The sequence below is a fragment of the Crocinitomix algicola genome (assembly GCF_001661595.2).
Lineage (GTDB): Bacteria > Bacteroidota > Bacteroidia > Flavobacteriales_D > Crocinitomicaceae > Crocinitomix > Crocinitomix algicola.
Genome location: NZ_LYPF02000001.1, coordinates 98,302 through 119,786, shown reverse-complemented (window position 1 = coordinate 119,786; position 21,485 = coordinate 98,302). Strand labels below are relative to the sequence as shown.

Below are 21,485 nucleotides of genomic sequence, written 5' to 3'. Positions count from 1 at the left end.
AATAAACTTATTTTAGCTCTAATGAAATCGAGAAGACAATTTATTAAACTTGGAACTGTAGGATCTTTATCTTTAATTACCGCACAAAGTTGTTCGTCAAGTCAAAATAACGATAATTATGAACGAGCAACTCCCACTCCGAGTAAAAATAAGCCTATTGTTATTTCTACGTGGAATCATGGACAAGCAGCCAATAAGGCTGCTTGGGATATCTTAAAAAACGGAGGTTCTTCATTAGATGCAGTTGAAAAAGGTGTACGTGTGACAGAATCTGATCCTGAAAACATGAGCGTCGGTTTAGGAGGACTTCCAGATAGGGACGGTAGAGTAACCCTTGACGCCTGTATTATGAATCATGAATCAAATTGTGGAGCCGTAGCTTTTCTAGAGCATATAGAGAACCCCATTTCTGTTGCTCGTAAAGTGATGGAAGAAACTCCTCATGTTATGCTTGCTGGAGAGGGTGCTTTAACTTTCGCCCTTGAAAAAGGGTTTGTAAAAACGAATTTACTTACGGACAAAGCAAAGGAAGCGTGGAAAAACTGGCTTAAAGATTCAGAATATCAACCTGTGATAAACAGTGAAAATCATGATACAATTGGCATGCTTGCTTTAGATGAGGAAGGAAATTTAGCTGGGGCATGTACAACAAGTGGTATGGCCTATAAATTAAACGGTCGTATTGGCGATTCCCCAATCATTGGTGCTGGACTTTTTGTTGATAATGAAGTCGGTGCAGCCTGTGCAACAGGAGTTGGTGAAGCCGTTGTAAGGGTAGCTGGATCTGCAATTGTTGTTGAATTAATGCGACAAGGGAAATCTCCGCAAGAGGCTTGTGAAGAAGCCGTTAAACGCATCATGGACAAACATCAAAACCTTGACAATCTTCAAGTTGGATTTTTAGCTCTTGACAAATATGGAAATTACGGCTCCTCGAGTGTATACGCTGGTTTTAATATGGCATTAAAAGATCATAAAAATGACCTTTTGATTGATGCGAATTATACGTTGGAATGGTAAGGTTTTTCTCTTTCATTCTGTTTTTTAATTTCTTATTAAGCTGTTCGAATAATAAAGATTCAGTTGAATTAATTGATGTAGATAAATTACCATTAATTCCTTATCCACAAGAGCTTGAAGTTTCAAGGCAATTTTTCGAATTAAATGCTAATACCACACTTCATACAGCACCTGTTTTCAAAACAAAACTTTACGATTTAAAAAACACAATATCAGAACGTTTAACCCAACCACTCAAAGTATCCAACAAAGAATGTGATGCGAATAATTTCCTCTGTTTAAAAAAGCTATCATCAACTGATAAAAAGCCTGCTAATCCAGAGTATTATGAATTAACAATTACTGAACAAGGAATTACTTTATCTGCGTACACAAACCAGGGACTACAGCACGGAATTCAAACGTTATATCAATTATTTGTCAATGATTTTCACAAGAAACAAAAAAGAAAACAATGGTTTTTACCTTGTTTAACCATTAAAGATTATCCTCAATTTAACCATAGAGGACTATTGCTAGATGTTTGCAGGCATTTTTATGATAAGGATGTCATCAAGAAATACATCGATGTTTTGGCCTTCTATAAAATGAATGTTCTTCATCTTCACTTAACTGAAGACCAAGGTTGGCGCATTCCAATCGACAAATATCCAAAACTCACGGAGATAGGTGCTTGGCGTTTAGATTCCCACAACAACAAATATGGTGGTTATTATTCAAAAGACGAGCTCATCGAAATTGTTCAATACGCCGAACAAAGACACATTACTATTATTCCAGAAATTGAAATGCCGGGGCATGCTCAAGCAGCGCTTGCAGCTTATCCACAATACTCATGTACAGGAGGACCAATTGAAGTCGTAAATGACTGGGGAGTTTTTAAAGAAATTTATTGTGCAGGAAACGATAGCACCTATCTTTTTATTGAAGATATTTTGAACGAAGTGATGGAAATTTTTCCATCTGAATACATTCATATTGGAGGTGATGAAGCTCCCAAATACCGATGGAAACATTGTAGTAAATGTCAACATAAAATGAAGGAAGAAGGCTTGAAAGACGAGCATGAATTACAATCTTATTTTATTAAAAGGATTGAGAAAATTTTAGCCATAAACAATAGAAAGTTAATTGGTTGGGACGAGATACTTGAAGGAGGACTTTCACAAAACGCAACTGTTCAATCATGGCGCGGTATGGACGGAGGAAAAATAGCAGCTGAAAGCGGACATAAGGCAATTATGTCTCCAACAAGTCATTGTTACCTCGATTATGATTTAAAATCAATTGACCTTAAAAAAATATATTCTTTCGACCCTATTCCTGCGAATTTAACTGAAAAAGCAAAATCAAATATAATCGGAGGCGAATGTAATATGTGGACCGAACATGTCGAGAATGAAAAAGAATTAGATCGTAAAGTATTCCCGAGAATGATAGGACTTGCTGAAGTACTTTGGACCTATCCTAAAAACAGAAAATTTGAGGAGTTTTACCTTCGTCTTCAACAGCACTATCCCATTTTGGATGAAATGAAAATTAATTACGGACCAGAGACTACTGGAGCTCTTTTAAGTGAGATATTCAATTCAGATAATATTTTCATCGCGTTAAATAAAAACTTGGAGGATTTAAGCTTAAAATACTTTTGGAAAAATGATTCAACTATTTTCCAAAACTACATATCTCCTATTCCATTTAGATCGGGTGAGCTGCATGTACAAGCATTTAAAGGGAACCTTCCATATGGAGATGAATTGATTCAAACCTACCAACACCATCAAGCACTAAACACCAAAGTAAACTATCAATGTAATTATCATGAGGCGTACGCAGCAAATCGAGATCGAGCATTAACCGACGGTAAAATTGGTAGTTTAGATTTTCGAGACGGTGCATGGCAAGGATTTTGGGACCAAAACGTGGAAATAATACTTGAAATAAAAGATATCAAAGCTATCAAAAAAGTAAGCATGAACTTTTATCAATATGCAAACTCATGGATCTTTTTCCCGCAAAAGGTATCTGTCGATCTTAGTGAGGATAAAAAAAATTGGCATTCTTTATCACCAATTTTTAACTCAAATATCGATTTAAGTAATGCAAAAAGTATAAAATCGTTCAGCTTCCCAATTGACCAATCAGTTAAAGCTTCTAATTCAAAATATATTAAAATAAGGGCTGAAGGCTTAGACCAAATCCCTGCAGGACACGAGGCTGCCGGTCAACCAACTTGGTTGTTTATAGATGAAATTATAGTGAATTAATGGATTTAGAGATTTGTATAGACTCTGTTGAAGGTGCAAAAATTGCATCTAAGTACAACGTTAAGAGAGTTGAATTATGTGCTGCGTTAAGCGAAGGCGGCCTAACACCTAGTGCTGGCTTAATTAAAGCTGTTGTTGAAAACTCAACTGCCGACGTTTATGTTATGATTCGACCAAGTGCTGGCGGGTTTTCATATACAGATGATGAAATATTTATTATGCGAAATGACATTAAGATCGCAAAAGAAATGGGGGCACAAGGTGTAGTTTTTGGCGTATTGAACGAGGCGAATAAGATTGATATTAAAAAGAACCTATTTTTAATTGAAGAAGCATTAAATATAGGATTAGGTACCACTTTTCATCGCGCAATTGATTTATGCGAAGCACCTATTCAAGCTATGGAAGATATAATCAACCTTGGTTTTAACCGTATTCTTAGTTCTGGTAGAGAAAAAACCGCCATGGAAGGTATAGATTTATTGCGTACCATGAAAATAGCATCCAAGAATAGGATAGAAATCATGGCTGGAAGTGGAATCAATGCTAAAAACTGTCTCAAGTTTAAAGAAAGTGAACTCCACGCTCTTCATTTTACTGCGAAAAAAAATGTAAATGAACTTTTCGACCTTGATATGGGGCCAAAATATAGCGTAAATGAAGAAAAAATTAAATCAATTCATGACCAAATATCTAAATAGGAAGTATGAATTGGTTAAAATTAATAACGCTTCTATTAGGATTTACAAGTTCTTATCTGAATGGTCAATCATCAATTAATTTAACGGGAGAATGGGAATTTGCTAATGAAAAAAAATTGAACTGGAAACCAGCAAAAGTCCCTGGACTCGTTCATCTTGATTTACTTGCTAACAAACAAATTGAGCCTCCCTACGAAGGACTGAATGAGCAAAAATTATCTTGGATTGAAAATGAAAACTGGATTTATCGTAAATCGTTCACAATTAATCAAGAACAATTCTCACGGCAACACATTGATCTTGTATTTGGAGGATTAGATACCTACGCCATAATTCGAATAAACGATTATACAATAGACAGTACAGATAACATGTTCCGCAGGTGGAGGTTTGACATCAAACCCTATCTCAATCTAGGAGAAAACAAGATAGAAATACTATTTCAATCTCCCGTTAATAAGCATAAGACCACAATAGAGAATGCAGCATTTCAGTTGCCTTCTGCAAATGAAAATGTAGCTGTAAAAGTTTCTCCATACACAAGAAAAGCAGCTTATCATTTTGGCTGGGATTGGGGTCCGCGATTTGTCAGCATGGGAATTTGGAAACCCTGTTTAATCGAGTTTTGGGATGATGTAAGGTTTATTGATTACAGCTATCAAACTTCTATCCATCAAAAGGAGGCAACAGCACTCGTTACTTTTGAAGTATTATCGGACTCTATTCAAACTTTAGAAGTCCAAATTCAAGACAGTACTTTTAATGTGTATACTGAAAAAGGTCTAAACACTTTCCATTACGAATTGATATTTGATACAGTTAAATTATGGAACCCTATCAATCGTGGTGAACAACATCGCTATAAAATTCCTTTTGAAATTCGTAATCAAGAAAAGAAGCTATACAATTCAACGCTTAAAATTGCATTACGAAAAGTAGAGTTAATTAATCAAAAGGACGAATTTGGCACTTCGTTTTACTTTAAAATCAATGACACACCATTATTCATTAAAGGTGCAAATTACATTCCGCAAGACTTATTTGTTCCGAGGGTTGATAGCGCCAGTTATGAAAATTTAATTAAACAAGTAGCTAATGCCAATATAAATTTACTGAGAGTCTGGGGCGGCGGGATATACGAATCAGATTATTTTTACGACTTATGTGATCATTATGGAATTTTAGTTTGGCAAGATTTCATGTTTGCGAATTCGATGTACCCGAACGATACTAATTTTATTTCAACCGTTAAATGGGAAGTAGAAGACAATATTAGACGACTAAGAAATCATCCCTCAATTGTGATATGGTGTGGGAACAATGAAATTCAAGTAGCATGGGACAATTGGGGATGGCAAAAACAATTCAACTATACAAAAAATCAAGAAAAAGAAATTTATTCAACATACAAAAGCATCTTTCATCAACTAATTCCTAATACTTTAAAAGAATTAGACCCGCAACGCCCATATACATCTACGAGTCCACTTTCAAATTGGGGAACAAGAGAGAATTTCAATCACGGTACAATGCACTATTGGGGTGTTTGGCATGGTCGTGATAGCTTAGAAGCATACAAAAATAATGTAGGAAGATTTATGGTTGAATATGGGTTTCAATCCTACCCCAATATAGAAAGCCTAAAAAAAACGATAGACTCCAGTCAATTATATTTGAATTCACCAACGTTATTAAATCGTCAAAAAAGTTATGTTGGAAATGAATTAATAGAAAAAAATATTAATCGATATATGATACCGTCGTCTAATTTTTCAGACTGGATTCTGCAAAGTCAGAAGATTCAATCTTATGCATTAAAAACAGCAATTGAGGCACATCGATTTGGTACACCACATTGCATGGGTACCGTATTTTGGCAGCTGAATGACTGTTGGCCTGGACCTTCTTGGAGCATAATTGATTATTACGGTAACCCAAAAAGTAGTTATGAAACTGTTCGAAACAACTATGCCTCTACAATCGCAAAAATTAACATTGAAGAGGATATACTTACAATTCAACTCATCAACGATAATCAGGAGATAGATACTTGCCAAGTGGTGATAGATTTATTTAGCAGTAAAAACTGTTCAGCTGTACTCGATAGATCAGAAATAATATTAAACCCATTAGAGGAGAAGGAACTTTATTTCCACCTTCCAAAAACTTATTTAAAGAAACACTTTAAACATGGCGAATTAACGCGTATCCAGGCGTCAATATTTAAAGGCGACAATCAAATTCATACTAAGGTTTATAACATCCCAGTAAATCAACAGAAAAACTGAGAGATTACAAAAGGTAGTTAGATTCGGGTTGAGCTTTTAACATTGCTTTTTTGAGGTATTGACTTGAATTAATGGATAACGCAACAAAAACTAAAAAATAATACAATCCCACTAACGTTTCAGATCCCGTATCTACACCTTCATTCATATTAGTATATGCAAAATGAGCCAATATAATGGCCGTTGTAAAAACATCCAACATTGACCATTTCCCTAGATTTTTAATTGATCTATAAATTTTAAAACTATTCTTTTTATAAGGTCTCAATAAAACCAAAAGTGACAAGATAAATTTATACACTGGGAAAAGAATAGTGACTACGACAACAATAATCGCCACCAAGAAATTACCACCTGTGTATAATAATCTGATTAATTCTAAAACAGATTTATTTTGATATAAATAATAAGTTCTACCTTCTATGACCTGTTCATAATCATATTTAAACTCACCTAAACCGAGCCCACCAATAAAGTCCATCTCATCAAAATTCACATCAATGGGAATTTGAAACTTGAGATCTTTACTATAGGCCATGACCTCTAAAAAAGGAGATTGAATTGCTAAATATAGAAATGAAATGGAACAGAATATCATGACTAAACCAAACACTTGATAATTTGATTCTTTTTTGCGATACATGAGGTTATTGAAAATCACATACATCGCAACGAGTATTCCTAATAGCAACGAAAAATTTATCGCTTTTCGATAGAAGGTTCGAGCTTCCATTTCCAACCTTCCCCATTCCTTTACTTTTTCCTCACCCACTGAGTTTCCCGGAACCCATTCCCAAGCATTGAATAAACGTTTCTCAAAGTTCATCGTTGCAGCAACTTCCTCTTTCTTTTCTTTATATTCACTTAACGCGGTAGTGATAGAAACTGAAAATACTACGACACCACAAAAATAGAATACAGTGGAAATCCAGAAGCCAGCCAAATTCCGCATTTATTGAATTTTAAAATTATTTGATTCTGCAAATTTAGTTTGTGCATCATTTAAGACAGAAAAATACTCCTGTTCATCCTCTGCAAATTCAACATCGTATGCATCCAGCCTTCCTTGTTCATTTTTTGAACGATTCGAAGCAGGCATTTCTAGAATTTTTATTATTTCCTCAAATTCATTCTCCAATTCACTTTGATAAAAAGTTAACAGTTCTTCAAGCGCCTTATGAAAACGTTCTCCTCCCTGATGGATTTGAATTTTTTTTAAATCTTTTAGATTCAAGTTAACTTCAAACAGCGTATTTTCAAAATTGATACGTGCATTACTAGAATCTGATTTGAATAATGTGTTTATTTGCTCGTAAACTCGAGTTTGAATCAATGTAAGTTCATTATTAAAATCAACTGCGGAAGTCCGTGTTTCATCAATTTCATATTCCACAATTCCATTCTCTACAGTACTATCTGAAAGATTATGTTCTCCGGTTTCGGAACTTGCACCTCCGCAAGCAAATAGGGAAACAATTAGAGCTAGTAAAATAAAGTTTTTCATGTGCATTTAATATTTGATTTGTGTGAATGTTTTTATCCGTTGTCCCTCTTTAGTTGAAACTACAAAAAAATAAGTTCCTTTATCTAATCCAGTCAACGAAATTTGAGGTTGAACTGCAAGCGAATTAATTTTTCTTCCACTGACGTCATAAATATCAAGTTGACCATCATCGACTCCCTGAATGTGAATTGTTTCCTGGAATGGATTCGGATAAATATAGACGTCTTGATTAAACGATTTTTGATCATCAACATTCAACATCGAAAATTCTGTAACTGAAAAATTATCCAATCCACCTTCAGTAACATTTTCTGATTCAACATAATCACTCAACAAGACTAAAATCTGCATTGTTTCTGTCAATTCGATCAACGGCTCTACCGCAACTGAAACTCCATTCCATTGGCCCATCGGCAAACCTCCATTATAATGCTGATCAATTAGCACAAAATCCCCTATACCATTTAAAACATACACTTCCATAGTGTCATTAGGTGTGGCCCCATGCATACAAAAAAACCATGCTGCATAATTAATATGAGGATTCTCGTATCCTGTCAAATCAAAAATTGGTGATAACAAAAACACTTCACCGTCATTTACTTCTTCAACATTTGTCACAGTTGTACCATTACCTGTCATAAAAGCCATATTTCCACAATCAGAAAGCATATCTGCTGCTGGATTTTGGAGCATCCCATCACCATTATCAACACCTACAGGTTTTTCACGTTCCCAAAAACCTCTTGCGGCAGAACCACCTGTACTCCAACCATAATCAAATGTGAAATCATCATAAATCCCCTCCTCTATATATAAAATTAACTCAGTTGTTTCATCTGTAATCATGGTATCAACAAAACAACTTGTAGTAAATCCCCATTTTCCAGAAAAAACCTGATAATTATCTTGGTAATATAAAGGAATACTCACCTCCCCGCTTTCATCTGTAATACCCGTAGCGTTAATATAAGTATGTTCAAATCGCACATTTGCTCCAGCTACCGGCATAAGCGTATTAGCATCCAACACCTTAACATTCACCTCAAATTCAGGTATTTTTTCTAAAACAACATCTTGAACAGTCACTTCCCCATTAACAATTGGCACTTCAATTGTTTGTGGAAAATAAAGCACTTTAAAGTAATTAACATCTACTGTTCCTTCAGCCTCTATTCCTGTAGCATAATCTCCAATTACATTTGAACGGTCATTAATTAAAGTACCCTCTATAGTAACTTCTACTCCATTAAGCGGCATATCCGTTCCAAATTCTGTAATATTACCTTCAATGTAGCTTCCTTGTTGTTCATTTACATCAAGAATATAAAGTCCTTCTTGTCGATCAGTGGCCAAAATTAAACCTGAAGGCAAAAACGGATAAGCACCCCAGCACCCTTCAGTAGTTGGCGCATCCAATGGAGAGGTATCAAAATTTGCAACTTCAATTAGATTATGTGGGCGAGAAACATCATGCACTACCAAACCGTCCGTATAATAAGAAGTGTATAAAAAATTTCCTTTTACGTGTGAATTATGGGGAACAATATCGTTACCCGGAGAAGATTGTATTCGGTCTAATTCTTTTATTGATTCGGGATCAGATACATCAAAAGCGCCAATAAATCCATCCGCAACTTCATCTGTTGTAAAGACATAATCTCCATCTTCTGAAGCCCAGATATTATGTGCAAAATTAGTTGGAGTTATAGCAGTACCTAGCAATTCGGGACTTGATTTATCAGACAAATCAACAACACTAAAAAAACCATCATAAATATGTGCGAAATATCCAGTATCGTTTTGAACGTAGCCATCATGTGCATACCAATTATCAAAAACACCTACTTCTGTTGGATTTAAAGGATCGGTATGTACGTCTAAAATAATTACTCCACCGTTATCTCTGCCAGCTCCGAATATGTAAATATAACCGTCCCTTTGATATAAATTATGTGCAGACTCCCATTCATCACCAATCGGTCCATTATATATTGTAACGGGTAAATCTGTATCTTCTGGCAACCCTGAAAGATCAATTATCATCAACCCTTGCAAGGCTTCTGTAGTGACATAAAGTACATCTTCGTAGGTTTTTAAATCTCTCCAAATAGAATTTAGTCCTTCTACCCAAAACACTTCAAGAGGGTCGGTAGGATTACTAACATCAACTATTGAAACACCGTCTTCCGCTCCCACCAACGCGTATTCATTTCCTAACTCATCAACATAACCCCATACATCATTTAGACCTGTTTCATGTAGAGATGGAATATCTATTCGTCCGACCTCTTCAATATTCAATTGACCAAAGGCCGTCAAACTTAGAGATAAAATTAACGCGGGTAAAAAGAACCTAAACATAGTATGAGTTTTGATAAAAATAAGACGAAAATTTAAAATACACCTAAATCAAAAGTCTTAAGTAGTCTTCACTTTAAATTAACGTAGCTATTTCTATAAAAGTTGGATGGAATTTAACCTTCGTTTTTTATCTTTTCCCAAGTTTTGTACATTGCCTCTTGTTTTGGGCGATTTGCTTCCACTTCAGTTAATGGTTCAACTTCTTTCAAGGTTGACTTACATTCACCTGGCAATTTTTGATAAAGCGCAGTACCCATGGTTTTCCATCGAAGCATTTCATCTGATACTTTCTTAATAACTTTTGCTGGATTGCCTACAGCCAAACTTCGATTTGGCACTTCCATTTTTGCGGGAACAAAACATAATGCCCCTATAATACATTCATCCCCGATTATTGCATCATCCATTATCACGGAATTCATCCCTATTAACGTATTTTCACCTATCGTTCCGCCATGCACAATTGCTCCATGCCCAATATGAGCACCTTTTTTTAAATGAACAGTGGTTCCCGGAAACATATGGATTGTACAGTTTTCTTGTACATTACATCCATCCTCAATGATAATTTGCCCCCAATCCCCTCTTAACGCAGCACTCGGCCCTATATAAACATCCTTACCAATAATTACATTCCCTGTTATTGTTGCTTGTGGATGAACGAATGCAGTAGGGTGTACAACTGGAATGAATCCATTAAATTCAAAAATCATAAAATTCTTTTTTAGTGAAGATAATGAGTATTCTTTGACTTACAAGAATCTATGCAATTGCAGGAACTTTTTGAATCGCTTTTTTTACTCCTACATAAAAAAATGAAATTCCAATCACCATTAAAACGTGGCTTAAATCATTTTTATCAAACCAAGGATGCAAATTAATTTTCATTAAAAAGATGAAAGCAGTTGGCGTTAAAGTAATCACACCAAAAACAAAATACTTAAAGTTAATATCAATTTTTTTAGCATAGAAATTTCCGAGTACTCCAGCTGTAAGAATAACCCCAAAAATTGTATTAATTGCGGTAGGTAGAAATGCCAACCTTGGATTTTCTTGGATTGGAGCGAAAAGACAAACTAATGTAAAAATCACAAATACTAAAATCATTTTCCAGAAAGAAAGCGATTTAAATAGGGACAATTTTGTTTCATTTGGATGTACAGCAATCATTCCTTGTTCAAGTAAAAAAATGGCAATCGGCCCAGATATCCATGAAGGAAACTTTCCTGCTACCCCCCAATAATTGAAGAAGACATGACCTAATCCTCCCACAAAAGCCCCAAGACCAAAAATTAAGAAAAACCAAATCCAGTAGGTTCTAAACGGATGTTCAATTTTTATTTTACTCAATAGCAACCCAAGAACAATACTTGTTATGCCTAAAATAGTATCAGTAATGAAGGCCATCGGCTCCACTAAATCCAATCCGAAAAGTACAAAGTGTATCTTTTCAAAGTCTGCTCCAATCATTTTTTTGTGAAATCTGCTTTAGATTATTTTCCTTTATAAACCCCCATTTCACAGAACTTATTGATTCGTTTCTCGCAACGCTTATCAGGATCCATTTTCTGTAATTTGGTCAAATTCTTTAGAATTGATTTTTTTACATTTTCAAAAGCCTCTTCTTTAAATCGATGTGCACCACCAATTGGTTCTTTGATGACTTCATCAACAATTTTCAGGGCTTTCATATCTGTAGAAGTCAATTTCAAAGCTTCTGCAGCTTGCTCTTTATAGTCCCAACTCCTCCAAAGAATAGTTGAACAATTTTCAGGCGAGATTACGGAGTACCATGAGTTTTCTAACATCACAACTTTATCTCCTACACCAATTCCTAAAGCACCACCTGAAGCACCTTCACCAATGATAATACAAATAACCGGCACCTTTAGGTTCATCATTTCATATATATTCCGTGCGATAGCTTCCCCTTGACCTCTTTCCTCTGCTTCTAGCCCCGGAAATGCTCCAGGTGTATCTATGAAAGTAACGATTGGTTTGTTAAATTTTTCTGCTAACCTAAACAAACGCATAGCTTTTCTATAGCCCTCTGGATTAGGCATACCAAAATTACGATATTGACGCATTTTAGTATTGATCCCTTTTTGCTGACCAACAAACATGATACTTTGCCCGTCAACAGTTCCAAAACCACCTACCATCGCTTTATCGTCCTTTACATTACGATCACCATGTAACTCAACAAAGTCGCCTCCGGTAATTGCATTGATATAATCCAAGGTATATGGACGATCTGGATGACGTGATAATTGCACCCTTTGCCAAGGCGTTAGGTTTTTAAATATATCTTCGGTTGTAGTTTTTAGCTTTTTCTCTAAATCTTTTACCATTTTGGAAGTACTTACTCCACTATTGGCTCCGATTTCTTTCGCCTTTAGTATTTCTTCTTCAATCAAACTGATTGGTTCCTCGAAAGGTAAATAATTTGCCATGTTCTTTTATTTTCAAAGTCCAAATTTAGTGTTTTTTTGATTCTCTCTTCGACCAATGAATTTATTTTTAAGATTATCTTCGTTGAAAATTGATAAAACAATGGTAAACTATCCAGGCTGTAAAATTAATATTGGACTGAATATCACGGGTAAAAGGGATGATGGTTTTCATAACTTGGAAAGTGTTTTTTATCCTTTAAATCTTTCTGATATTCTAGAAATTATTCCTTCAGAGGAATTCAATTTTACGTGTTCAGGCATACCTATTCCTGGGACGATTGAGGATAATATAATTTTTAAAGCCTATGAATTATTCAAAAATTTATACGATATCCCACCAGTTAAAATCCACCTGCATAAAACAGTACCAATGGGTGCTGGATTAGGTGGAGGTTCTGCCAATGGAGCTGCTACCATACTTATGCTTAATGACTTATTTGGGTTAAATTTATCTACTCACCTTCTTGAAGCTAAGGCAGATGAATTGGGAAGTGACTGTCCTTTTTTTATTCAGCAAAAACCAGCGTTTGTTTCAGGTAAAGGAGAAGATATTTTCCCAATCAAACTTAATCTAAAGGGCTACTATATAAAGCTTATAAAGCCGAAAATTCACATTAGCACCAAAACTGCTTTTGAGAACATTCAATTTTCTTCTGCTGGTCAACTGAAGAATCTCGAAAAACTACCAATTTCTGATTGGAAAGCAAAAGTTAACAATGATTTTGAATCTTCGATATTTCCTAAATTTCCTGAGATAGCATCGTTAAAAAAACAACTTTATAAAGAAGGTGCTGTCTATGCAAGTTTGACAGGAACAGGATCAACGGTTTATGGATTGTTTATCAATGAGCCTCAATCTACTGAAACGGATAATTATGAATGGATAAGTAAAATTTAACATGGCAGAACCACTCAAATTGATGTACAGTGAGCGTTTTATAGATAGCCTCTCAAAAGCTCTTTCAGAAATTGACCAAAATTTTCATTCTCAAGGTTTTAAAAATTTAGTTTTCAATAATGACTGGAACAATCTAGAACTGAAGGATCGAACAAAGCATATAGCAAGTAGTATTAATGACACTTTAAAATATGCATATGAGCACCAAGTAGCTTTGTTGTTGAAAATTGCAGATCGGTTCAAAGGATATACTGGAACGATTTTTCCAACATTCGTCGAAATATTTGGTTTGGATTATCCAGAAATATCAATTCAAGCATTAAAAGAATTTACTAAATATTCAACTTCTGAATTTGCAATTCGCCCATTTATCATCAATTATCCAGAGACAATGCATACACTTTTAAAGTGGTCGAAAGATGAAAATTACCATGTTCGTCGCCTCGCAAGCGAAGGGTGTAGACCACTTTTACCATGGGCAATGAAGTTAAGTGCTTTCATAGAAGACCCTTCCCCTATTATTCCTATTCTCGAAAATTTAAAAAATGATTCGGAAGATTATGTTTATAGAAGTGTGGCTAACAACTTAAATGATATCTCAAAAAATCATCCAGATTTGGTTCTTTCGATATGTTCTGAATGGGTTAACATAAGCAAGACAACAAATTGGGTTGCCAAACATGGGTTGAGAACTCTCTTAAAGCAGGGAAACCAAAAAGCAATGAAAATATTTGGATTTGGAGCCATTGATTCAATTCATATACAACAGTTTTCATTAAATCATGAAAAATTACCGATTGGCACGGAGGCTCTGTTAAACATTCACATCAACAGAATAAAGGGAAAAGAAGAACAGAAATTTCGATTTGAATACATCGTTGGTTATATGAAAAAGAACGGTGTTCAAAATGAAAAAGTTTTTCAAATAAAAGAATGTACCTTAGCAATGAATGAAGAGCTTAAAGCCGTAAAAAAAATAAGCTTTAAAGATCTTTCAACTCGAAAACACTATCCCGGAATGCACTATATCATTCTTAAGATTAATGGTATAAAAACAGAACGAATAAATTTTGAATTGACAAATTAGAATAGGTATAAATTTAATCCGAAATAAAGTCCTCTGGCATTGAGAAATTCTAGTATTTGATTTTGCTGGTTTTGATCATTTGGCCATGCTGTTAAAATTGAAACGGAATCCTGCAACGCTTGAATTGACTGAATTTTTTTATTAAAAGCGTTTACACCTCGATTAGAATTTAAATCAAACCAGCTCCACTGAACATTGTGTTCATTTAATATTTTCGCAACCATCTTTCCTTTTTGACCAGCTCCAATTAACTGAACAATTTGATTTGAATGTCGTATCACTTTTTGGATGAAATAGTTCGTTTTCATCTTGAAAAAAGCGTTCTGCTGATAATTAAGGTTAGTTCGGGATGTTCGTTTGGCATGCTCTCTCCAAAAATGAGTTACCTTGTTTAATGGAATAATCTCAAAACCTTCGTTTTCCCATTTAAATACCAAATCATAATCTTCAGGATAGTCGAGCTCATCAATATTAATAACCTCTTCAAAACAGGAGCGATGAACTAACCAATTTGGAGAAGCAATCACACATTCACGATATAAAAACTGCCAATGCGTGTTATTATCCACTAAATTATTCAACCATCTTTCATAATTTCTGTATCCCTGACTTACTTGTCCTTCTGAAAAATAAGCAACTTTACCAGTAATTATGAAATTAAAATGTGCCGGAATTGAATTTCGAAATAATTCAAGTTTATCGGTCGGCATTATATCATCAGCATCCATGCGAGAAATGTACTCTCCAACACTTAATTTAAATGCTTTTGACAAAGCAGGCACAATGCCTATTCCGTCATTCTTTGCAAACCTTAAACGGTTATCAATTTTCTTATATTCTTTTATTATTGCCGCCGTTGAATCAATTGAATGATCATCGACAATCACCAATTCCCAATTCGTGAATGTTTGCTTTCTAATTGAATCTATACAACTGCCAATATATTCTGCTGCATTTTTTGCAGGCATTATAATCGAAATCAAAGGTTTATTCATTTATAGCAACGATCAAAGTTTAAAGAGATTTTCATTATTTTTAATGTCCTAAGGACTATATGAAGTTAAACGCACTAAAATACACAATTTTACAGGGATTTTTAATTGCAGTTGTTGGACTATTAAATAATACTTGTTCTCATATTTCCACATCATTTGGTAAAAACACAATGCGCAACAATAAACTCAATTTAAGTCATAATCACTTAACTGAAATTCCCGATTACGTCTTCAATTTAACTGAGTTAAGAGCACTTAATTTACACCATAATAAAATCGCTGAAATTCCTCCAGAAATAAGTCGACTTACAAAACTAGAGAAACTTGTATTAAGTAGAAATAACCTTACAGACATTCCAAATGAAATTACTGAACTCAAAAATTTAGAATATTTGTCTCTCAAAGCCAATTCGCTTACAACACTGCCAAAAAATATTGGTCGCCTAAAGAATTTAGAAGTTTTCAGAGTTAGTTTTAACGAACTAAAATCATTACCCGAATCGATTAGCGATTTAGATTCACTCAGTCATTTTTATATCGATTACAATAGGCTAGAATCTTTACCTGAGTCTATTGGCGACCTACATTATTTGAGGGAATTTGTTATTGGCCGAAATAACTTAAAAAGTTTACCTGATTCTTTCTACAAACTTACAAAGTTGATTGTTTTAGATTTGTCCTATGCTGGGCCATTACTTGAAATCAAAGAAGAAATTTGTGATTTAAGGAACATTGAAACATTTATTATAGATTTAAATACGCTTAATTTTTCACCGCGATGTATTCGCATTCGTGCAAGCGGTTTTAGATACAATTTAATTATACGTTAAAAGCTCATTTAAATTTTATCTTTCATTTCAGACATCCTAATAATCTCGAATCCGGCTTGTTTTTCTTTTCGAATTGTCTGAATTAAATCTTGTTGAGATTTACTTGCAGTACTTTCATATACTAAATAATAACGACCTGAACTTAAACCTAAATCAGATGATTTTTGTTGTAAACTTTGAACAATCATTCGAAATCGACTAATATGAACCTGTATTGTTTGTAATGATTTTGAAAAATCGAGGGTATAAAACACTGTATAGAATCCAGTTATTCGACAAAGATCAACGCGCATATCTTTGTATATAAAAGGATAGTTATTTGCTTCCAGTTTAAAATTGTAAGTAAAGTCATTAAATTTTCTATCCGACACAAATTCTTTAAACCGAGTTTTAAAATTTGAGTTTTTTACGGTAACTTTCTCCACATAGTCTACCCCAATAAACTTCTTAAATAATTGTTCTGCCTTAATATTGTTCTTATTTTCTCCTACTTCAATTAAATTCGAATATTGAATTACGCCCCTTTTCTTCCGAGTCAATTCTTTCAATAATTTTTTTGAAAAAGGTTGATCAAACAAAGAAAGTGCTTCTTCCCCTCTATTTATGCGATTAACATCCAAATCCATGTATTTAAAACCTTTTTTAACAGCTGCTTTTAGCGGAGCAGAAAAAGAATTCATTGCAAAATTCAATTTTTTTTCGGAGTACATGAAATAAGGAATTCCATCTAAGTTTGCCAGTAGTGCTACAGCTATTCTTTCCTCTGAAAAACGATTAGGAACGATGTAAATAAGCGTAAAAAAACGATTCATAATTTGCCTAAAAGATTTTTTGAGAAATTAGACAATTTGTCTAATCTGTTTACATTTAAAATATCTTCCACCCATTTTTGTTTGTCGTAAACAAAGCCTGTTTTGTTTTGATGTTGCGTTAACGCTAGCATTAATTTTTCTTTAAAATTTGGGTTTAACAATACAAAAAAGGCATCATGAATCTCCTGAAAATCTTCCTTACGGAAATTTTTAAATAACCAATTCAATAGTTCATTTTTGTTAAATTCTCTAGTTAAATCAAAACTCCTCCCATCATTCAATATTAAAAAATCATACTTTTTTTGACTAACCAAAACAATTCCTTTGAAACCTTCATCCAGACCTAAGAATTGCTCAAGTAGATAATAGGCATATAAACGATGCGGCGTTAACATTAATTTTTTATCAATTGATTTTATCCAAACTTCGTCTAAAAAAATTAAACCATCAGGAATAGCTACGTGAATTTCTTGGGAGTTAGTTTCACTATAGTTCCAAGTAAATTGAGGTAATTTCAATTGTTTTAAGAGGTGAGAATAAATACAATAAAAAATATTTACTTTGCCAATTTGAAGCGTATTCAAATTGTCATCCAACAAAGTACCACTATCACCGTTCGCAAAGATCATTATTTTGCTGTTTCTTTTAACATTGGGACAAAACTAAAAACGCCCAATTTTTTTTGTGAAAACTCGCGTTCCCCTTCTTTAACGATGAGCATCATTTCTTGATCTTTCCCAGCTCCTAATGGTATGACCATTCTACCTCCTACTTTCATTTGTTTCAAAAGATCTTCCGGAATAAATGGTGCACCACAAGTTACTATGATTTTATCAAAAGGGCCGAAAGTTGGCCAACCTTTGTATCCATCACCATAGCGCAACTTTGGTGTATAGCCTAGTTTTCTGATTATTTGAGTAGCTTTTAGATATAATTCTCTTTGTCGTTCTATCGAATATACTTTCGCCCCTAATTCACACAATATTGCCGTTTGAAACCCCGATCCTGTCCCAATCTCCAACACCTTATCGCCTTTAACTAGCTCCAATAATTCTGTTTGAAATGCAACAGTGTAGGGATGAGAAATTGTTTGACCGGCTCCTATTTGAAAAGCCATATTGCTATAGGCTTGTTTCGTAAAAACAGCGTCCAAAAATAAATGCCTCGGCACAGCCATAATTGCCTCTAAGACATCTGTATCCTGAATTCCTTTTGATGCCAACTCCGAAACGAGCTGCTTTCGCATTCCTTTATGTCGATAAGTATCTTCCATTGATTAAGTAGTAAGTCTTTTGATGAATTGAATATTCCACCGTTAAAACAAATCTAAGAAGAATATATAGTTTTAATTTAAGTCAAAAGAAGAACAAATCAACATTCTTTTTTTTATTACTAATAAGACATATTCTAAATCAAAGATTTACATGAAAAATTCAGAAATGATAAGAATACCGTTGCTTACCTTGAAGTTTTGGGCTTTTTAATTTTAATTTTGCAGGATGTCAAAAGGAATCCTTTATATGTTGTTATCATCAATAAGTTTTGCGTTTGTGAATCTCTTGGTGAAAATATTATCAGATAAGAACAACCTCTTTCCTACTATCCAAAATTACCCCGAATTTGAACTTGTGTTTTTTCGATGCGTTGTTTCATTAATACTTTGTATTGCGATAATTAAAAGAAAAAAAATTCCTTTTTTCGGTAACAATAAAAAATGGTTACTAATTCGGGGTTTTGCCGGTGCTACTGGGTTAACCTTATTCTTTTTCACCTTGGCAAATTTACCCATGGCAATTGCAACGGTAATTCAATATATGTCACCCGTTTTTACTATTATTTTTGCAATTTATTTAAATAACCAGAAAGTAAATAAAATTCAATGGTTATTCTTTTTTATTGCGATGATTGGAGTTTTTATCATCGGGTATGGAAAAGGGGGTGAAATGGAATTCGATCCATTTTGGATTTTAATTGGATTAACCTCTGCCTTATTTTCTGGTATTGCTTATAATGCCATCATCAAATGTAAAAACACTGATGCACCAATTACAGTTGTAATGTATTTTCCTTTGGTCGCCGCCCCCATTACTTTCGCATTAATGGTTTTGACGAACTTCATTATTCCAAAAGGCGTTGAATGGTTATTACTCATTTCAATTGGAGTATTAACTCAAATCGCACAAGTTTGTATGACAAGGGCTTTTAATTCTGAATCAGCAAGTAAAGTTACCCCGATAAAATACATCGGTGCCATCTACGCCGTGCTGATTGGCTTCTTTGTTTTTGACGAAAACTTAAGTTTTTTCGCTAGTATTGGAATTAGCCTAATTTTACTTGGGGTTTTATTAAACACATTTTTTAGTAACCTAAAAATAAAACGGAGATCTAATTTTTAGACTCTTCTTGACTAAAGTTTAATTCGTATAACTTTTTATAATGCCCATCCATTTTAATCAATTCTTCATGGTTACCTCTTTCTTTTATCTGCCCCTGATCGATAACTAAAATTTCACTCGAGTTGATTATCGTCGATAACCTATGAGCTATTACGATTGAAGTTCTCCCCTTTTGAAGTTCTTGAGTTGCTTTTTGAATGAGTTCTTCAGACTCAGAATCTACACTTGCCGTTGCCTCGTCAAGTATTAGAATTTTAGGGTTATATACGTAGGCCCGAATAAAAGAAATTAGCTGTTTTTGACCAACCGATAAAACTCCACCTCTTTCACGAACATTATAATCGTACCCTCCCGGAAGCCTCATAATAAATTCATGAGCACCTACTTTTTTTGCTGCCTCAATTACTTTTTCTTTAGAAATTGATTCATCACCCAATGTTATATTAAATAGAATAGAATCAGAAAATAGAAATACTTCTTGCAAAACAATAGCGATGTTTTGTCGTAAAGTTTGCAGTTCAATTTCTCGAATATTCGTTTCGCCAATTTTAATAGAACCTTTTTGAAATTCATAAAATCTCGTTAATAAGTTCGTTATAGTTGACTTTCCTGCTCCCGTTGTTCCAACCAGGGCCACCGACTTAGTTGCCCCCACTTCAAAGCTAATTCCTTTTAATACCCAGTCTGTATCTTTATAAGCGAACCAAACATTATCAAATGTTATTTTCTGATTAAAATCGAAAGTTTGGATTGTACCTTTATCATCGATATGTTCCTTTCTTTCTAGAATCTCTAATACTCGTTCCGCTCTTACCATCCCACGTTGTAATACATTAAACCGGTCAGCCAATTGTCTAATGGGGCGATAAAGCATATGAATCCATAAAGTGAATCCAACTACCATACCAAAAGAATCTCTAATTACCGATGGGGGTTGATCAACTTGAAACATGGCCCACATGATTAAGAAAGCAATTGATAATGAACTCAATAATTCGACAACAGGAAAAAATATTGAATTTGCCCAAACAGCGCTAACATGTGCATTTCGATGCCCTTGATTTATTCCATCAAATTTTTCAGACTCAATTTTTTGTCGATTAAAGAGCTGAACAATAAACATTCCAGAAATATGTTCTTGTACAAACGTGTTTAATTTATTGACTTGAAGTCGCTCATGCTGAAAAGCTTTTTTCATCGCACGTGCAAAAATTCGGGTTGCTATTAATAAAAGTGGAATTGGTATTAAAGCCAACAAGCTTAATTTCCAACTGGCTTCAAACATCAAATAAATCACAAAAACCAACCTTATAATATCACCTATCATGGTGATCAAACCCGTCGTAAAAACATCAGCAATCGCTTCAATATCAGAAACCATACGAGTGACCACTGTTCCATTTGGCGTTGTGTCAAAATACTTTAATTTAAAGGAGTTAAAATGTTTATATAGTTTTATTCGAATATCGCGAATAATTGATTGTCCTAAAAGATTTGCAAAATATGTCAGTAAAAACTGAATTAATGTTTCAATCACGAGCAATACCAATAAAAAAACAGTCCAGGCATAAAGTTGACCTGCAATTGTATTTTGCGTGGTGAACCAATTTATTATAGTTTGTATTTCAATTCCTCTATCAGATAAAACTTGGCCATCTCCTGCTACGTAATTATTAATCATTTCCATGATAATCACCGGACGAATTGGACCTAAAAAAGCAAATAGAATCATTAAAATGATGGCACTTATAAATACAAATGAATACGGAAAAGAAAAACGTAGGAGTTTTCCCATAATACTTAAATCGAGCTTGCTTTTTTCTGACATTTGTGCAAAATTAGTCAAAACAATTCTTTTGCAATTAACATC

Annotated in this window: 19 protein-coding genes; 8 read left to right on the top strand and 11 right to left on the bottom strand. The window is 34.2% G+C overall.

Translation table 11 applies throughout. The annotated features are described in order from the left end of the window. Positions 1-21: 21 nt before the first annotated feature. From A8143_RS00525 to A8143_RS00510, 4 genes are read left to right on the top strand one after another with little or no spacing between them, the layout of a single operon-like run. Positions 22-1,020: an isoaspartyl peptidase/L-asparaginase family protein gene (locus A8143_RS00525; RefSeq protein ID WP_070137387.1), complete on the top strand. Its 999-nt coding sequence runs from the start codon at positions 22-24 to the stop codon at positions 1,018-1,020. Further along, positions 1,014-3,287, top strand: coding sequence for a beta-N-acetylhexosaminidase (locus A8143_RS00520; protein WP_070136938.1), 2,274 nt, complete (start codon positions 1,014-1,016; stop codon positions 3,285-3,287). Before A8143_RS00525 ends, A8143_RS00520 begins: the two co-directional genes overlap by 7 nt. Beyond that, a complete protein-coding gene (locus A8143_RS00515) occupies positions 3,287-3,988 on the top strand; it encodes a copper homeostasis protein CutC (protein ID WP_070136936.1) in 702 nt (233 codons plus the stop codon). Before A8143_RS00520 ends, A8143_RS00515 begins: the two co-directional genes overlap by 1 nt. Positions 3,989-3,993: 5 nt before the next feature. Beyond that, on the top strand, positions 3,994-6,276 hold the full coding sequence (locus tag A8143_RS00510; RefSeq protein ID WP_070136934.1) for a glycoside hydrolase family 2 protein: 2,283 nt from the start codon (positions 3,994-3,996) through the stop codon (positions 6,274-6,276). A gap of 4 nt (positions 6,277-6,280) precedes the next feature. On the opposite strand, the gene A8143_RS00505 is transcribed toward A8143_RS00510, so the two are convergent. From A8143_RS00505 to A8143_RS00480, 6 genes are all read right to left on the bottom strand, one after another. Continuing rightward, positions 6,281-7,228: a paraquat-inducible protein A gene (locus A8143_RS00505; RefSeq protein ID WP_070136932.1), complete on the bottom strand. Its 948-nt coding sequence runs from the start codon at positions 7,226-7,228 to the stop codon at positions 6,281-6,283. Further along, a complete protein-coding gene (locus A8143_RS00500; RefSeq protein WP_139134223.1) occupies positions 7,229-7,780 on the bottom strand; it encodes an LIC11966 family surface protein in 552 nt (183 codons plus the stop codon). Between the two features lie 6 nt (positions 7,781-7,786). Beyond that, on the bottom strand, positions 7,787-10,144 hold the full coding sequence (locus tag A8143_RS00495) for a choice-of-anchor B family protein (RefSeq protein ID WP_070136928.1): 2,358 nt from the start codon (positions 10,142-10,144) through the stop codon (positions 7,787-7,789). Between the two features lie 113 nt (positions 10,145-10,257). Further along, a complete protein-coding gene (locus A8143_RS00490) occupies positions 10,258-10,857 on the bottom strand; it encodes an acyltransferase (RefSeq protein WP_070136927.1) in 600 nt (199 codons plus the stop codon). A gap of 49 nt (positions 10,858-10,906) precedes the next feature. Continuing rightward, the gene (locus A8143_RS00485) at positions 10,907-11,614 is read right to left on the bottom strand and encodes a DUF6962 family protein (RefSeq protein ID WP_070136925.1); all 708 of its coding nucleotides are present in this window, start codon (positions 11,612-11,614) and stop codon (positions 10,907-10,909) included. Positions 11,615-11,637: 23 nt separating this feature from the next. Continuing rightward, on the bottom strand, positions 11,638-12,597 hold the full coding sequence (locus tag A8143_RS00480) for an acetyl-CoA carboxylase carboxyltransferase subunit alpha (RefSeq protein WP_070136923.1): 960 nt from the start codon (positions 12,595-12,597) through the stop codon (positions 11,638-11,640). Positions 12,598-12,697: 100 nt separating this feature from the next. On the opposite strand from A8143_RS00480, the gene ispE reads away from it, so the two are divergent. Together ispE and A8143_RS00470 are read left to right on the top strand one after the other, a co-directional pair. After that, the gene (gene ispE, locus A8143_RS00475; protein ID WP_070137384.1) at positions 12,698-13,495 is read left to right on the top strand and encodes a 4-(cytidine 5'-diphospho)-2-C-methyl-D-erythritol kinase; all 798 of its coding nucleotides are present in this window, start codon (positions 12,698-12,700) and stop codon (positions 13,493-13,495) included. 1 nt (position 13,496) lies between these two features. After that, positions 13,497-14,582 carry a DNA alkylation repair protein gene (locus A8143_RS00470; protein ID WP_070136921.1) on the top strand — a complete coding sequence of 362 codons (1,086 nt, stop codon included), beginning with the start codon at positions 13,497-13,499 and terminating at the stop codon, positions 14,580-14,582. On the opposite strand, the gene A8143_RS00465 is transcribed toward A8143_RS00470, so the two are convergent. Next, a complete protein-coding gene (locus A8143_RS00465; RefSeq protein WP_070136919.1) occupies positions 14,579-15,577 on the bottom strand; it encodes a glycosyltransferase family 2 protein in 999 nt (332 codons plus the stop codon). The two genes, A8143_RS00470 and A8143_RS00465, sit on opposite strands and share 4 nt — an antisense overlap. Positions 15,578-15,636: 59 nt before the next feature. Here A8143_RS00465 and A8143_RS00460 point away from each other — a divergent pair, with 59 nt between their 5' ends. Next, on the top strand, positions 15,637-16,407 hold the full coding sequence (locus A8143_RS00460) for a leucine-rich repeat domain-containing protein (protein WP_070136917.1): 771 nt from the start codon (positions 15,637-15,639) through the stop codon (positions 16,405-16,407). Positions 16,408-16,415: 8 nt separating this feature from the next. Here A8143_RS00460 and A8143_RS00455 read toward each other — a convergent pair whose 3' ends face one another. Genes A8143_RS00455 through A8143_RS00445 form a run of 3 tightly spaced genes read right to left on the bottom strand, consistent with a single transcriptional unit; the run spans position 16,416 to position 18,492 of the window. After that, a complete protein-coding gene (locus tag A8143_RS00455) occupies positions 16,416-17,219 on the bottom strand; it encodes a hypothetical protein (protein ID WP_070136915.1) in 804 nt (267 codons plus the stop codon). Then, complete coding sequence (locus A8143_RS00450; RefSeq protein ID WP_070136913.1) at positions 17,216-17,848, bottom strand: hypothetical protein; 633 nt, start codon at positions 17,846-17,848, stop codon at positions 17,216-17,218. Before A8143_RS00450 ends, A8143_RS00455 begins: the two co-directional genes overlap by 4 nt. Beyond that, positions 17,848-18,492 carry a protein-L-isoaspartate(D-aspartate) O-methyltransferase gene (locus A8143_RS00445; RefSeq protein WP_070136911.1) on the bottom strand — a complete coding sequence of 215 codons (645 nt, stop codon included), beginning with the start codon at positions 18,490-18,492 and terminating at the stop codon, positions 17,848-17,850. The genes A8143_RS00450 and A8143_RS00445 overlap by 1 nt, the downstream gene beginning before the upstream one ends. Before the next feature lie 226 nt (positions 18,493-18,718). Here A8143_RS00445 and A8143_RS00440 point away from each other — a divergent pair, with 226 nt between their 5' ends. Beyond that, positions 18,719-19,615, top strand: a complete 897-nt coding sequence (locus A8143_RS00440; protein ID WP_083261155.1) for a DMT family transporter — start codon at positions 18,719-18,721, stop codon at positions 19,613-19,615. Here the strand turns inward: A8143_RS00440 and A8143_RS00435 are convergent. Next, a complete protein-coding gene (locus tag A8143_RS00435) occupies positions 19,605-21,443 on the bottom strand; it encodes an ABC transporter ATP-binding protein (RefSeq protein WP_070136909.1) in 1,839 nt (612 codons plus the stop codon). The genes A8143_RS00440 and A8143_RS00435 overlap by 11 nt on opposite strands. Between the last annotated feature and the right edge of the window lie 42 nt (positions 21,444-21,485).

Bases quoted from the DNA above. Each gene is read 5' to 3' on its own strand.
- A8143_RS00460 (WP_070136917.1), top strand. From the start codon at position 15,637: ATGAAGTTAAACGCACTAAAATACACAATTTTACAGGGATTTTTAATT.
- A8143_RS00465 (WP_070136919.1), bottom strand. From the start codon at position 15,577: ATGAATAAACCTTTGATTTCGATTATAATGCCTGCAAAAAATGCAGCA.
- A8143_RS00490 (WP_070136927.1), bottom strand. From the start codon at position 10,857: ATGATTTTTGAATTTAATGGATTCATTCCAGTTGTACACCCTACTGCA.
- A8143_RS00510 (WP_070136934.1), top strand. From the start codon at position 3,994: ATGAATTGGTTAAAATTAATAACGCTTCTATTAGGATTTACAAGTTCT.
- ispE (WP_070137384.1), top strand. From the start codon at position 12,698: ATGGTAAACTATCCAGGCTGTAAAATTAATATTGGACTGAATATCACG.
- A8143_RS00480 (WP_070136923.1), bottom strand. From the start codon at position 12,597: ATGGCAAATTATTTACCTTTCGAGGAACCAATCAGTTTGATTGAAGAA.
- A8143_RS00495 (WP_070136928.1), bottom strand. From the start codon at position 10,144: ATGTTTAGGTTCTTTTTACCCGCGTTAATTTTATCTCTAAGTTTGACG.
- A8143_RS00500 (WP_139134223.1), bottom strand. From the start codon at position 7,780: ATGAAAAACTTTATTTTACTAGCTCTAATTGTTTCCCTATTTGCTTGC.
- A8143_RS00485 (WP_070136925.1), bottom strand. From the start codon at position 11,614: ATGATTGGAGCAGACTTTGAAAAGATACACTTTGTACTTTTCGGATTG.
- A8143_RS00515 (WP_070136936.1), top strand. From the start codon at position 3,287: ATGGATTTAGAGATTTGTATAGACTCTGTTGAAGGTGCAAAAATTGCA.
- A8143_RS00505 (WP_070136932.1), bottom strand. From the start codon at position 7,228: ATGCGGAATTTGGCTGGCTTCTGGATTTCCACTGTATTCTATTTTTGT.
- A8143_RS00455 (WP_070136915.1), bottom strand. From the start codon at position 17,219: ATGAATCGTTTTTTTACGCTTATTTACATCGTTCCTAATCGTTTTTCA.
- A8143_RS00445 (WP_070136911.1), bottom strand. From the start codon at position 18,492: ATGGAAGATACTTATCGACATAAAGGAATGCGAAAGCAGCTCGTTTCG.
- A8143_RS00525 (WP_070137387.1), top strand. From the start codon at position 22: ATGAAATCGAGAAGACAATTTATTAAACTTGGAACTGTAGGATCTTTA.
- A8143_RS00520 (WP_070136938.1), top strand. From the start codon at position 1,014: ATGGTAAGGTTTTTCTCTTTCATTCTGTTTTTTAATTTCTTATTAAGC.
- A8143_RS00435 (WP_070136909.1), bottom strand. From the start codon at position 21,443: ATGTCAGAAAAAAGCAAGCTCGATTTAAGTATTATGGGAAAACTCCTA.
- A8143_RS00440 (WP_083261155.1), top strand. From the start codon at position 18,719: ATGTCAAAAGGAATCCTTTATATGTTGTTATCATCAATAAGTTTTGCG.
- A8143_RS00470 (WP_070136921.1), top strand. From the start codon at position 13,497: ATGGCAGAACCACTCAAATTGATGTACAGTGAGCGTTTTATAGATAGC.
- A8143_RS00450 (WP_070136913.1), bottom strand. From the start codon at position 17,848: ATGATCTTTGCGAACGGTGATAGTGGTACTTTGTTGGATGACAATTTG.